A 14175-nucleotide genomic window follows, 5' to 3' on the forward strand; every position below is an offset into this window, starting at 1 on the left:
ATCCTAGATTAGAGAGAGTAGCCGAGGTACGGCGAGCGAAGCTTCTGCTCGCGCTTCAGCGTCCCAGTCGAACAGCGACAGAGGCGCATCGGAGTATTGCTTAGCGATAGCTTTTCCGAAGCCGCGTTCAAGATGTGCACGGTTCGCAGCCGACACGCCTGCGAAAAGACCTCGAGCTCGGTGCGCGTTTTCAGAAGGTTGATCGCCCAAGAATCCTTCCTTCATGTTGAAGTACCAACGTGCGGAGCATTCGAGCTGCAGAAATGCGGAGATCGTCTCTTCCTTCAAGTTTGCGCCTACCGATGCTCTCAAAACTCCTGGAGGCAGGTAGGATTCGATAAAGCGTCGCCGAAGCATCCAGTAACGGCCTTGCAACTGAGCTCTTGCCGTCTGTTCGAAATCATAGCCTTGGCACTTTTCCGGCTGCTTCGGTGTCCAGTTTTCTTCAAGTTCGGCAGGATGTCTTCGATCGCTATCGAAAATTGCGAAGGTGCGTAATGCGCGGGCGTTCGAGATAAGCCGTTCATTCAACAAGGTGCTCATAGTTAATCCACCCCCATGAAGCGGATCTACCCATCCTTTTTCGTATGCCTTCTCAATAATCTCGCGCTCCGACTTGCGCATTATTCGAGTAATGAAAGCCCAGTCGTTCTTACCGTTCTCAACCATTATCCCGAGAGGCTGGTTCAATACGTCCAGAGCATTGTCTAGATGGAGCAGCGCTTGCGGGGACGACCATTGCTCGGCAACATCGACGTCGATTATATGAATCGAAGCGAAATCAGCCGGCCTTTGCGCCGCTTGGCGCGCTGCAATACCGAGTGCGTGTGCATATTCGACCCGAGTTTGCTCGTCTACTTTGTCGAGCCACTGCTCCGCGCCAACGAGGGGAGGAATAATAACCGCATGCCTGCCCTCGCACGCGAAACCAAGAAGTGTGTGGAGCTTGCGTGCGTGCTTAGTCGTGGAGATTTTCGCGACAAGAGTTCCGCTTATAAGGATATTCATCTGGCCGTCGAAAGCTGTTTCGAGATTAATTCTTGCCCTAAGTTAAACGCTTCTTCGAAGGCGCTCATCAGTGCAGTTCCCGTTGGTCGTCCCTGCGAATCGAAGTCCACAGGTACGGCCTCGCTTTTTCCGTCAAGTCGTGACTCGACCCAATACACGCGCACGGATTCGGCCGGTATCTCACCTTTTACGATTGCAAGTTGCACGCTTGTTGGGAGCACCTCTGAATGCGTTTCGACAAGAATCTTTGGCTCCGTGCTACTCGTTGCAGTCTGGACTAAAGATTGGGCAAGACTTGCTTGAGCTCGTGTGTGGAGATGCAATTCAGGCTGCTCAAGGCACAGCAATCGTGGGCCGTCTTGGCGTGCGCGAGCAAGCGCCACCAAAACAGGGAGAACCTGAGTGTAGCCTTCCCCTGTATCGCATACATTCACCGGTACCGTTGGAAACTCCATCGGATGCAGCATAGCGCGCCAGACTCCGTCACTGGAGTTTTCAATAACCAGTTGTTCTCCCAGTGCGTTGAAAAACTCGCGCGTGGCTTGGAGAACTGGGTCCGTTGTGCTGCGATTTTGCGCGGCAATGAGATGGGCGATCGCATCCCCGCCGTCTGGACGCAATGTGCGCGTCGTCCCGCCGCCATATGTTGCCAGGCGAGGAGGCCGCGACCGGATGCCGCTGATCCATTGGACTTCCGACTCAAAGCTCGACAGCAGTCGTCGCAGTTCATCAAGCGCCCCGGCGTCATTTTCTATTTGAGCGTCGATGGTAGGGGCGAGATGCCGCCAAGATGGCTCTCCGGATAAAGTGTGCCGTCGTAGGTCTGCTTTCCGGTCCCAGATCGCTCAACGATCAGTTCACTTACCTCTTGCCAGCTTCCCGCCACGTCTCCTGACACTTGCCATTCAGCACTGGTTGAGTGGTCGCCTCCCCACGCAAGTCCGAACCGCAACGACGTCCGTTTCGTCGCTCTGCAAATTAGTTCCGGCCAACCGGCGCCACGACCAACATCCCCGCTTAACCAGACAGGCGGACCCCCGACTCTCAGAGATTCTGCAAGCAGCGGAAGAAACCTTATGAGCGCACTCTTTCCACCACTGTTCCAGCCAAAAAAAGAGTCAGAGGACGGAGTTCAATGTCTTGTCTGGTAGCGAACGCTCGATAGCTTTCTACGGAGAAGGAGTCTAATCTCATGTTGGTCGTACTCGAAGAGTCGGGAAGCCAAAAGCAACGAGGCTCGAAGATGCGAATAGCGCGGAACACGCATACGATCTATTCTAAGCTAACACCTCGACGTTGACATCCCGACGTGCCGGATGCTACCGCTGGGTGACCAACTCGAGCAACAAGCATGGCGTTCCAGCGGGATCCCTAATCCGAGGGTCACTCGGCGTCGGGCCGTGTGTGAGTTCGTGTGAGCTCAGAATCAATGTTCGGTGTTGGAGCCTTGCTGTCGCCTTGGCCATCATGTCGTCAACTGATCGCGCCACGACATATTGCACTGGCGCAGGTCCGCCAGCCAACGCCCGGAAGTGCGCTTTTCCGCATTCGATCTTGGCGCTTTCCCTGTCGCGCAGATCGTCAGTAAAGAGGCTCCTTTTTGTGTCGACGACGAAGTACAGTCGTTCCTCTCCATCCTCCTCGATCAGCACGGCCCAGTCCGGGTTGTAACTACCGAGCGGAGTCGGAACCTTGAACCATCCGGGCAATTTCGCGTAGAGCTTGATCGCTTCATTGTGTTCGAGCGCCGTTGCGAAATCGCGTTCGGTCTTCGAGTCGTACACGACGTGCTCGTAGATCGATTTAGGGGTATCAGCATGTTATTCAGGTAACCAGTTAGTTCCTCCGGTTCGAACAGCTCCTGAACATAAAAGTACTCATCGCCGAGGCGCTCATATTTGATGCCATCCACCAAGGCCAGCCGCTTGCATCGATTGATGAGCTCGCCGGCCAGCTCAATGAATTGCTGAGATTACGCTTGTAGAAGCCGAGCGCGACGCCAACAGACCGAGGGCTACAAAAGGCTTCAAGAAATTTTCCATCAGTCGCCCCAGTTTTTCTGTCTTGTGGTCTCAAACGGTCGACCGGAGCTTTTGCGAAGAAAAGGACCACCGCTGTCGCGTTGACGTATGGCACGAGGTGAATCGTCATGAAATGGCGACTTCTGCCGCGAGATGCATCAGCAAGCCATAAGGTATCTGACGGCGAACTTTTAGGATGCCGTCCGGCGCGCCTCAACACCGGCATAGTAGCGAGCCACCTCTTCGACCACCCGCTGCTTTTCGGCTTGGACATAGATGGTCGTCATTTGCAGCGATGCATGACCGAGCACCTTCTGCACGACATCCACCGGCACCTCGTTGGCGACCGATTGGGTGCCGAAGGTGTGGCGGAACGCATGCGCATTCGACTGCCCGAGCCGCACGCGTTCATCCAGGCTCAACCCATACATCGTCTCAACCAGTTCGGTGACCATTCGACTAATCAGCCGGTTCAGTCCATCCGCGGTGTAGGCCGCCTCATTCACAGGTTGCCCCTTCCCGCCTGTCGCGCCCTGCCCCATTCGATGTTGCCGGCGTGACGCGTCGGTCCACGGAATGACCACCGGGCTCAGCAACGGTCCGCTCTGCTTGTCTTCTTCGGCCGCGCCGTCAAAATCTTGAGCCCCATCGCGCCAATGCGCGCGCAGCGCGTTCAGCGTCGCGGCGCTCACCGGCACCGTGCGTTCGCGCTGGCCCTTGCCGACGATGGTCAACTCCCAGACCGGTCGCTCGGTGGTCCCAAAGGATGAAGGGCGCAGAGCCTCGCGCCGGGCGCTGGCGTCTTCTTCACGCCGCAGGCCCGAGTCGCCCATCAGCAGGATCGCTGCGCGCACGGCGCGCCACTGCACGCCGGCTTGGAACTCGCGCCAATGCGCACCGGCCGTCGCCCCGCTCTCTTCTGCTGAGCGCACATCGAGCTCGTCACGCAGCTTGCGCCACAGATTGGCCGGCAAGGCGCGTTCGATTTTCATCGGACGCTCGCGCTTGACCACGACCGGATCATGGACCGCCTTCCACGGGTTGCCAGCCAGATAGCGCACATCGACCCACCAGGCGAAGGCTGTGCGCAGTACCCGCACGGTATAGCGCTGCGATTCGGGCGAAAGCGTCGCGGACAATGATGACTTCCCATCGACGGCCGCAGTGGAGTTGGAGAAGGCAAACGGTCGCCATCTCGGCGAGTGCCGCGCGAAGCGCTCGCCGACGAAGCGCGGATCGGGATCCTTCAGGAAGTCCTTGTACACCTCGCAGTCGTCGACCTTCAGATTGCTCAGCGCCTTGCCGCGTAGCGCCACCGCCCACAGCAAAAAACGCTCGAGTTCCTTGGTGTACGCGCGCAGCGTCTTCGGCTGATCACGAAAGCGGTTGAGATAGGCACGCACCGCATCAAGATCGTGATTCGCCTGGATGTAGCAGAACGCCGTCGAACGGTTTTCACCGTCAGCGCCGGAGAGCGCGTGCGGCACTGCGAGTCGCTCGAGGGGGGGCGAGCGTCAATCTGCCCTCGCCACGTTCGCTCGCAAAATCCGGCACCACCTCGACGAGCTCGTCCGCGACCAGCGGCACCCCATCTCTCTCAACGGAGTCGACGTCGAGGTCGACCCCAACTGCAGGGCTGCCTGCTGCTTGCGCAGCCAACTGACGATCGCGCGCGCGCCCGCGCCCGATGCGCGGAATCGAGCGCCACCAGCTCGGTCCCCGTCGGTTGCAGAACGCGACCAGGTCCCCGAGCGTCGCGATGCCCTCCCCTTTCAGCCGGCGCGCGACGCGCGGCCGCAGCCAGGCGCCGATCGCGTGATCGGCGTGCGGCGCCGCCGCGGCGAGCTGCGCGGCCTCGGTGACCATGCGGAACGTGACCGCGGTGAGCTTGGGTTGTCCGTGCTGCTTGATCGACGCGCGCAGGTGCTCCGCGAGCGCGGTCGAGCCGTGCGCGAGCGCCAGTTGCACCAAGGTGTCGAGCATCGCGTTGAGGTAGCGTTCCATCGCGCCCGGCGTCGCCGCATGCGGATCCTCATCCGGGTCGTAATAGGTGCGCGCGATGATCGCCGGGGCGATGCGCTGCACATAGGCCCGTAGCGCCGTGAAGTCCTTGGTCGTGAAGCCGCGCGGGAATGCAACGTCGGCGACGCCGGTGGAGGCTTGGCCGGAGGCCGTGGCTTTTCCGGAGGAGGCGCGACGCTCAGCCATGTTCGCCCTCCTCGCCTTCATCGGGCTCGTCATCGTCACCCTGGTCGTCGTCCGCGTCGCTCTCGCTCGCCGATGGCGGCGTCGGGTCGGCATCCGGTGGGCGCACGCGCACGCCCATCCCGGCGAGCACGGCATGCGTCTGCGCGAGAAACACCTCGGGCCACGTCGCGCACAGAAACTCGAAGGCCACGCGCGCGTCGCGCAACACGTCGGCCAGTCGCGTGTTCTCGTGGGCAATGCCGGAGGCGCTATCGTCGTTCTCGATCCGCCCGCCGTACATCACGCGCTGCACCAGCGCGACCGCGCCAACATCCGCAATGCAGTCGAGCACCGGTACGAAACGCGCGTCCTTATATAGAGCAGCGCCGAAGGTCTCCGCGAGCGCAATGATGACCGCGAGTTCCATGCGGGTCGGCTTGATCGGCAGGGACGGCGCCGCGTGGTGGTGCGCCGTGAGCCAGGCGGCCGCGGCGGTGCGTTTCAAGGTGATCGCCTCGTCGACTTTGAGCACGACCCGCGCGACCTCGGCGTTCGGCGCCTCGGTCGGCCAGCGGTGCGAATCGTCGTGATTCGGATCGTGGTCGTGACGATGATCGGCATCGGGCGAACCGCGCCGCGCCCGATCGCCGTTTTTCTCGTCATTTGCCGCAAAGCCTTGCGCCACGGGCCCTCCCCTCTCACGCGTTTTGGAACAATGGCGAGTTTACCCCTGAAACGCTATCCCGATAATAGCCGTTATTGGGCATCCTAAGCAGTTTAAAGAGACCGTCACGCGCACGGACGAGGTCTCTCGATAAGGTCATCGAGCAAGCTTTCATTGCGACGTCGGCCGCGGGCGTATCTGTCCTCGCCGGCGGGGTCTATCTTCGTCGCCCAGCAGCTCAAGAAGACGCCGCATCAGTGTTGCCGGTGTTCCTCAATCGCTTCCGCTTGGCGGTTATGAGTAGCGGCCGCAGGTGCAGATAATCGTCGATCAGACATTTGATCGCCAGATGTCGATACCCGAATGTCGCGCAGACGGGCCCGTGGCTTGGAATGGCGGCTGAGCAGCGAACGACCGTGATTACCGGAGGCCGCGCGCTGTGGAATGGTGCCTACGAGTAGCGGAGCGGGGTCAGGACGTTGTTTAGTAATCGAACGCGCCGCGATGGTCCGAAGCAGCGAAAAATGCTCCTTCGTGGCTCAACAGGCGCAAAGCCGTAACTAATTCGCGCCGTCCTTCGGCCGCCGCCTCATTAGGGTCGATCTTTAGTCATCGGCGGCTCGATGGGTCCAGCGAACAGGCCCCCATCGAAGTACGCGTCATCGAGTTCCATGATCGTGTCATCTCCCATCAAAATAACAACGAAATCGATCGCTCCGTCGCCAGGCACCGCGGAGACTTCTGCGATCGTTTGCTGCGGCGATCGCTCGTCGACAAAGAGCAACCAGTAGTAACCGGGCGCAGTGGGCCGTGTGTCATTCAACTCCATATCAAACTCGCGTTGAAAGGACCGTTGTTAGTACATTAGCGCTTCTATCGCGCCGCGGTAACCCACAATAACTGCTGCCGCGGCGTGATCGGCTCGCCACCGACCGCCTGCCTAGCTCGGAGACCGCCAACGTTTTTCAGTTTGTTCATCCGAGTATTACGGGTCGCCGGCTTGACCGGATAAAGGAACCAAGGCTACTTCTCGGCGCAGAACGTATCAAATTTCACAAAATCAGTCTCATTCGATACGCCGCACCGATGACCGCGCCGATCTCGGCGGGACGCGCTGAAAAAGCCGCGCGCCAGACGAGCACAATTGCGCGGCGCCGTGAAACAATTCGCTGGAATCGGCACAAAGCGTTTTAAAACAATTGCTTACCTATCACTCCATTTTTCGCGACGATGTTCCACGAGGGGACAACAACAGGCCCGCAGGATTTCGCCGGTCAGCTTAGGACTCCAAAATAATAAATCTGCTGGACCGAGCGGCACCGCCCTTGCCTCTCGCCCCCGCATCAGCATTGGGCGCCACCAGGGTGGCCTGCGATCAGAACACGTCGCGATAAGTCAATGTCGGTCCTAACCGACGCCGGTGTTCGCGGGCGGAAAACAAACATGCCTCGTTGACCGACTGGACTTCCGCGGCTGTCACGGCGACATTCAGCGACAAAGAACGTGGCCGCGGAGTCCTTCGCCACCGGCCATCTGTCGGTGCACGATTGAGGCCTTGGCCGTCTTGCATTGGCAATCTTCGTGGCGGTCCCGGTTGCCTCCTCGCTTCGCAGTGGCCCTCTCCCGATAACACGACTAATCAGGCTTGACGAGAATCGCTCGCCCTCCTCTGCTTCGTCCGAGCGCGCGTGAAGACGGCGTGAGGGCGCCGCCGTGGGCGGCCGGCGATCTGCCCTCCGGCGCCAGAATGGAACGATGATTGGACCGACCGCGGCGCGCGCCGGCACGCCCCCGCCCCCACCGATCGGAGCAGGTGAAAAGAGCACGGAGCGCCCACGCTTGCGCGGATGACGACGTCTAGTCGACTGCCGCCCGTGGGTCTGTTTCGTGACCTGGTAAATAGATTATGGCGACGCCGTGGCCGGCGTCCAAGTGCAAGCTACGGTTCTGATGGCCTCCGCTTGGATGCGGCAACGCGTCGGGTCCTGTCCGACGCACGACGCGGCCACCTTGGCGCCTTGCAACGCGCTGCCCAGTGCGGTTGGAAAGTCTCGACCTATCCGGCGTAGCCGCTGCACGAAACGCACTGCCCGCGGGATCCGCTCGGCGCCGCCAAGCCTGGCCGCTTGTCCTTGCTCACGAGATCTGCACCGGCCGGCAGCCGGCCGTGAACCGACCCACGGTACATTTCTCTGAGCCCGTTCGTCGATCGCCATCTCCTGCCGGCAAAACTACCGGCCCGCATCGGCGCCCAACGCTTCGCCTGAAAGGGCAGATTCTCCGCACCCGCGACAGGCGATGTTGCACGCTGAAATCGCCGTACAGGGTCCTCGGACAGCCTGACTGCTTTGCGGCGCTTTGGGCCCGCTGTTGCGCATCTGTGATCGCTGCCAGGTCACCCGCGCGTCGGTACTCTACGATTGAGCCATCGCGGAAAAGTCGTGTCGGCGCTCAAGCCAGGATGTAGAGCCACCCAGGCTTCGCCCCGTGTCGCGTTCGTCGGGCACCCAGAGGTTGAGCTTTCACCTACCGAATCTTCCGTGTAGGACCGCGGCACGAAGGATCGGTGCGGCGGGCGCCGGACAACGCGTGCGATGCGTCGCGCCTCGCCCGGTTCACGCACTCGCCTCGCTGAGTTCGCTACGTGGTGGGGTCTCGATCGCCGTCTTGGAAGCGGGTTTTTGAGTTCTCTCCGAACCTGCGCGTGCGGCGATATGCGGACGTTGATGGATAAGATCGGTAGTTGCATTTCTATCGGGGTGATCGAATCGGCGCACCGCCGCGGGTCGGTGCCCGCACTTCGCTCGTTCAGTTCGCGCAGTGCGATTCATCTGGTCCCTCAGACGGCTGTCGCTTGCACCCCGTCACGCGCCCGCTCCCCGCGCTTTCAGGAACTGACGCAGGCCGGCGATGCGCTCCCGGACCGCAACCGTCACCGGAGGCTTCGTGTGCGCCAGCGGTGCCGCGCAAGGCGGTGCTTTGCCCAACACTTCCTGTTGCGCATGGGCGAAGCGCTCGAGATCCAGCGCGGTGGCGGGACGGAGCTTCCCAGAGGCGAGCGCTGTGGCAAAGGACGGCGCCCACTCGGCGGCCTGGCGGCCAATGCGCTCCGTGAGGCTGAAGATCGTCAGCGAGTCACCACTGGCCCCGATCACGAACTGGCGCGCGTCGTTGGCGTCGATAAAAGTGCGGCCGGCATGTTGGCGGGCAATGGCTTGGGCGTCCACGCGCTGCTGCGCGCGCGCTTGCTCAGCATGGTGTTCGTCGTTCCGACGACGAACCAGGAGGGCGAAATCGACCGGGTTGCGGAGCAGGGCGCGCAGGTAGTTTATCGGAGCCTTGGCGAGCCTCAGGTGGTCCCAGGTGGCTTCCACGACATCGGAGAGGCGCTTGCCGTGCTCACCTGCCTCGCGCATGAGTTTGAAAATCAAAAAATCAAAAAAACCCAGGGTGCGCAGTCGCTGAAGGTCCGCAGGCAGTTGGCCCGGTTGTCTCTTTTGAAAAACAGAAGGGCTTAGATCCCTATATATTCCACCGTCTGCCAATGTGGCAGACGGTACAGAAAAAGAAGACTGGTCCGATGTGGGCTCGGTTGAAGAGGGCGTCTGGGTGGGTTCGTCCTCGTGCGTGCGCGGAGGCTCAATAAGGCCGAGGAGGGAAGCGGCGTGTTCGGTGAGATGAAGGTAGGCGCGACCAAACAACCCGGCTTCGACATAGCGGACCTGCGGGCGACGCTCAATGAGTCCGGCGACCTCGAGATCGTCGAGACTGCGATAGAACGTCCGCATGGATTGCAGCGCGCGGCCAGTGAGCAGCTCACGGCGCGCAAAGATGGCACCGAACGGTTTGGCAGCGTCGACGGTCCGCGCGAGGGCAGCAAGGAGAGCGCGGGCGCGCGGCGAGATCTGTTCGATATGCGCGGCGCGAAACGCGGCCCGAAAGATGATCCAGGGCAGGTTGGTTGAGTCGCAGCGAAAAGCGATGAGGGCGGCCGAATCCGCGGGGTGTGCTTCACCCTCGCTAGCAACGAAGCGTTGCGCGATAGACATGTCGAGCGGTCCATTACGGTAAATGAATGGGTTTCGCTTGACTGTCGATCTTGTTGCGCTACACTCCGGGTTGAGTGTTGTACCCTTTCCGGTTTCCAGCCGGGGAGTGTGGTGCTAGGATTTCCAGCCAAGCCCACTTACGCAAAGGCCCTCAGTTTCCAGCTGGGGGCCTTTGTCTTTCAAGCTTTAGGTTTGCATCGGTCTTAGTTTCGTCACGAAATGTCAATAAAAACAGAGGCTTAAACATTGTGTTGCATCTTGATGGCGCTTGCTGAATCCCTAAGTAACTGATTGCACACGAGTTTCGTGCCGAAAGTCATTGCTTCAATTTCGACTCGATTAGGGCTTGAATTTCCTTGGCCCATTCGTCTGCGCGCTCTGCCTCCACCTTAAGTCGCACACCAATCACGCCGCCGCGCGTGGTGATCTCACAGTAGTTCTTCTTGCCTTGCTTAACGATTAGTATCTCGGCGGAAGATTGCTTCTTTGCAGGCTTAGCCTGGACACTCGAAACTGCCTCCTTCTGCGTGTAACGGTCTTCCTTAACCAAGCGCTCAACGGCCCTGACGACTTCGCTCGTTCGCCCCTCTGAGTGTGCGCGGGAAAGCTGAGCGGCGGCGTCGGCGCCTAATCTTTCAGGACGCTCTTCGAGGGCGGCCTTCGCTTCGGCGGGCAATCCGTCGAACGCAAAAATCTTGCTGACGTGCGATTCCGACAGTCCAACCGCCGTGGCCAGCTCCTGTTGGGTTAGGGCGTCTGCAGCTTCTTGAAGGCGCTGAAAGTGCCAGTACTTCTCGTAGTCGGAAAGTGAGGGAGCGAAGAGATTGGAAAAGAAGGCGAGTCTCTCGGCCTGATCCGGCTCCATTTCTGAAACGATCGAATCGATCTCCTCGATGCCTAAGTCTCGATAGATCGCAACGCGGTTGTTGCCTGCGTTGATATTCCATTCGCCGTCCTCGCGTGCCTCCAGGATTACTGGGTGCACAAGCGGATGTTTGGCCAAGTTTGCTTTGAGTTCGGCGTATTGCTCGGCGGTAAGCTTACGACGGCGTCCAGGAACCTCATGGAGCTTCGAGATAGGCCGCTTAGCCCGTGCACCCTTGTCCAACTGCATCTTGAGATTGGCAATCTCTCTGCGTTGCCGTTCTGCGGTCGCTTGCAACTGCATCAATTGACCCGGCGCTGTGCGAGGGGCTACGGGTTGGACGTCCAAGGCTTTTTCCTTGTCCTCAGCCGTCACCTGAATGTTCTTAGCTCGCGCCGCCTGTTCCTTTATCCATGAAGCCATTGTTATTCCTCCTGTGCCCAGATGGCGCACACCTTGTCATCTACGCGATCGACCAACTGGTCTACGGGGGTGCGAATGCGGCGAAGCGTTTCGGCTCCGACATCATTAGGCCCGAGATCGTAGAAGGTCGAGAAGCGCATATTTGTATTGCGCGCCAAGTCCGATTCGGGAATCTCAATAGGCACGACGCGCGAACCATAGATCTGCGTGATCCAGCCTTGAAGGATCTGCGCGGCGGGCTTTGACGTCATGCGGGTAACGAGGACGTCGACGAAGTCAAATTCCTTAGCCCGACCATCGTCGAACGCTTGCATTCCGTTGATCAGATCACCGAACAGGTGCCAGAACTGCACCATCGACGCAAAGCTCAACATATCTGGCACGACTGGCACAATAACTCCGTCGGCCGCGAAAATCGCATTGATCGTGAGGTAGCTTAGGGTTGGCGCGGTATCGACGATGATGTAGTCGTAGGTATCCTTCAGTTGCGCCAATCCGTCATGCAAGACCTGTTCGAAACGAACCTCCCCGTCACTGGCCGCTCGTGCGGGCAACATGAATTCCGCATTGAACAGCTCGGTAGAGGACGGGATGATGTCTACGTTGGGCCAGTATGTCGGGACGGGGAGGGTGGTCATATCGAACGGTTTGCCCTCAAGATATGCCTCGATCAAGGGCATGACGGTTTGAGACGAATCGACCTCAGCATGCGGGTTGATGCCGTACAGCGTGCTTGCGCTTCCCTGTGGGTCAAGATCGATGTGCAAGACTCGGCGACCTCGGCGCATCGAGAGACCTTGGGCGAGAAGGGTGGAGGTCGTGGTTTTTGTCACACCGCCCTTGAAGTTCGCCACAACGATGACCTTTGCAGGACCGTTGCGAGGAAGATGATTGCGCTCAGAGCGAATCCATGCAATCGTCTCCTCGACCGTGAACTGGCGCGGGGAGCCGGGCTTGGCTTGCCTGCCTGCGGGAAGCTCGCCTTTCTTAAGCACGTAGCCCATGCGCTGTTTGTCGATTCCACACATCTCCTGCAGTCGAGCAGACGAGATGATGGGCGGCACTTTACGAGGAAAGGGCTCGAGCATTTCATCGCGGATTTTCTGCAGCATGCCGTCCGACAGTTTCGCCAGGTGCATAAGATCAGCGCCAGTCGTTTTCCCTGCCTTGAGCTTGTTGATGGTGTCCATCGTTCTACCCGTAGCGTCCAGTGGACCGATTCAGAATATTTCGACCCAACCGGTCGAATTGTTCGAAGATTAGTCGTTGTGAAAAGTAAACGCAAGTTAACTTTGCAGCTTTCGACCTTGTCGTAGCGTCCGACTGGCGGCGCTTTCGCGCGAATATCTCGAAAAAAAATGAAGTTGCGGACCGGCTTCCATGTGTGAAATAGAGGCGGCTATAGGGCAGTGCTCAACGGACTGAACGCCGATAACAAGGCGTTCGATGCAGGCAGGGTATCGGTGCAAATCCAGCGCAAGCCCAATGATGCGTTGCTCCACTCCATGTGTTTCTCAACATAGGGGCGGCCAGCCGCCACACATCCGGGGATAGCAGCCCGCCCAACCTTCGAAGAACCGCCGGCTCTGCTGCTGGCTTTAGCTTGAGCGCCACATGGTGTTCGTGCGCAACTAACCGTCTTACCCCAATCACACCTTAGATCGTCCGCCGCCTCACAATGGGCGAATCCGCCGACGCGGACCGCGCTCTACTCGCTTCGCTCCCCGGGCCTGTAGTCCCGGCCATTCGGTAACGATCCCTTTCGCAACACCCAATTCAAAGACTCATCTCGAAGGACCCGCTAAGGGGCTCTGCCCCTAGCGCGCTGCAAGGGAGATGGCTTCGCCCTGGCCGCAGGGTATCCCCAAAATTTTTTCGGAAAAGCGCTGAAAAAATCCCGGGTGATCCCCTCCCCGCATCCAGCCCTTGCAGCTTGCCTCCCCGGTCGTCGCCCGACGGTCGTCGGGTGCATGTGCGCAACACCAGCACATCCACCCCGAGACCTAAAGGAAAGACCATGAAAGCGCAAACAAAACCCCCTCTGTCCGACATCTATACCCGAGTGACGGACAAAATCATCGCCGATCTGGAGCAAGGCGTCCGGCCATGGGTAAAGCCTTGGAACGGTGCAAACGTCGGTGATCGCATCACGCTCCCCGCGCGTCACAACAACGTCCCTTACCAAGGCATAAACGTTCTGCTTCTTTGGGGCGAGCAACTCGACAAAGGCTTTCAGTCCAATCGTTGGTTAACTTTCAAGCAAGCACAAGCCCTCGGCGCCAACGTCCGTAAGAGCGAGCACGGAAGCCTAGTTGTCTACGCCAGCAAGCTGACCAAAAGCGAAACTGCCGACAACGGCGACGAGATCGAGCGCGAGATCCCCTTCATGAAGGGCTACACAGTATTCAACGTCGATCAGATCGAGAACCTGCCCGCGGACTACTCCTCCGAACCGGCGCCCGTCGAAAGAGAGCCACTCGAACTCATCGAGCAAGCAGAAGTGTTCTTTGCCAAGACTCGCGCTGTGATTCGACATGGAGGAAATAAGGCTTACTACGCGCCTTCGCAAGACATCGTGCAATTGCCTATCCCCGACGTGTTTGATACGGCGCAAAGCTATGCCGCAACGAAGGCGCACGAAATCACACACTGGACCAGCCACAAGACCCGTCTCGACCGTCAACTAGGCAAGCGGTTTGGTGACGACGCGTACGCCGCCGAAGAACTGATTGCCGAGATGGGTGCCGCGTTCGTTTGCGCACAGCTGGGATTAACCCCCGAAGTTCGCGACGATCACGCCGCTTATCTTGACCACTGGCTCAAGGTTCTGAAGGCAGACAAGAAGGCGGTTTTCACGGCAGCCAGTCAGGCGCAAAAGGCCTGCGACTTTCTGTTCTCGCTGCAAGGTGCAGACAAGCAGCAAGCAGCTTAAGGACATTGCCGAAGGCCTGAGCGAAC

The 14175-nt window shown here is 59.4% G+C and carries 10 protein-coding genes and 1 pseudogene; 1 reads left to right on the plus strand and 10 read right to left on the minus strand.

Going from position 1 to position 14175, the window contains the following annotated elements; all coding sequences use genetic code 11:
- Positions 1-3 precede the first annotated feature (3 nt).
- The 10 genes and pseudogenes from IAG25_RS34650 to IAG25_RS34690 form a co-directional block, all read right to left on the minus strand.
- Entirely contained in the window at positions 4-1008 is a 1005-nt protein-coding gene (locus tag IAG25_RS34650) for a hypothetical protein (protein WP_187608893.1), read from the minus strand.
- Positions 1005-1628, minus strand: a complete 624-nt coding sequence (locus IAG25_RS34655; RefSeq protein WP_187608894.1) for an AAA family ATPase — start codon at positions 1626-1628, stop codon at positions 1005-1007. Before IAG25_RS34655 ends, IAG25_RS34650 begins: the two co-directional genes overlap by 4 nt.
- A gap of 843 nt (positions 1629-2471) precedes the next feature.
- A pseudogene (locus IAG25_RS34660) lies at positions 2472-2977 on the minus strand (restriction endonuclease); the annotation flags it as partial.
- Positions 2978-3220: 243 nt separating this feature from the next.
- Complete coding sequence (locus IAG25_RS42165; RefSeq protein WP_309243996.1) at positions 3221-4516, minus strand: tyrosine-type recombinase/integrase; 1296 nt, start codon at positions 4514-4516, stop codon at positions 3221-3223.
- Positions 4491-5237 carry a phage integrase family protein gene (locus IAG25_RS41705; RefSeq protein ID WP_255504157.1) on the minus strand — a complete coding sequence of 249 codons (747 nt, stop codon included), beginning with the start codon at positions 5235-5237 and terminating at the stop codon, positions 4491-4493. The genes IAG25_RS42165 and IAG25_RS41705 overlap by 26 nt, the downstream gene beginning before the upstream one ends.
- A complete protein-coding gene (locus IAG25_RS34670) occupies positions 5230-5901 on the minus strand; it encodes a hypothetical protein (protein ID WP_187608895.1) in 672 nt (223 codons plus the stop codon). The genes IAG25_RS41705 and IAG25_RS34670 overlap by 8 nt, the downstream gene beginning before the upstream one ends.
- A 571-nt stretch (positions 5902-6472) precedes the next feature.
- Complete coding sequence (locus IAG25_RS34675) at positions 6473-6709, minus strand: hypothetical protein (protein ID WP_187608896.1); 237 nt, start codon at positions 6707-6709, stop codon at positions 6473-6475.
- Positions 6710-8744: 2035 nt separating this feature from the next.
- The gene (locus IAG25_RS34680) at positions 8745-9929 is read right to left on the minus strand and encodes a Replication protein O (RefSeq protein WP_187608897.1); all 1185 of its coding nucleotides are present in this window, start codon (positions 9927-9929) and stop codon (positions 8745-8747) included.
- 316 nt (positions 9930-10245) lie between these two features.
- A complete protein-coding gene (locus IAG25_RS34685; RefSeq protein WP_187608898.1) occupies positions 10246-11217 on the minus strand; it encodes a ParB/RepB/Spo0J family partition protein in 972 nt (323 codons plus the stop codon).
- A 2-nt stretch (positions 11218-11219) separates the two neighbouring features.
- Positions 11220-12407: a ParA family protein gene (locus tag IAG25_RS34690; RefSeq protein ID WP_187608899.1), complete on the minus strand. Its 1188-nt coding sequence runs from the start codon at positions 12405-12407 to the stop codon at positions 11220-11222.
- A gap of 827 nt (positions 12408-13234) precedes the next feature.
- Between IAG25_RS34690 and IAG25_RS34695 the strand changes: the two genes are divergently transcribed.
- Positions 13235-14149: an ArdC family protein gene (locus tag IAG25_RS34695; RefSeq protein ID WP_187608900.1), complete on the plus strand. Its 915-nt coding sequence runs from the start codon at positions 13235-13237 to the stop codon at positions 14147-14149.
- The last annotated feature ends 26 nt before the right edge of the window (positions 14150-14175 follow it).

This window comes from Caballeronia sp. EK (genome assembly GCF_014384845.1).
Classification (GTDB): Bacteria; Pseudomonadota; Gammaproteobacteria; order Burkholderiales; family Burkholderiaceae; genus Caballeronia; species Caballeronia jiangsuensis.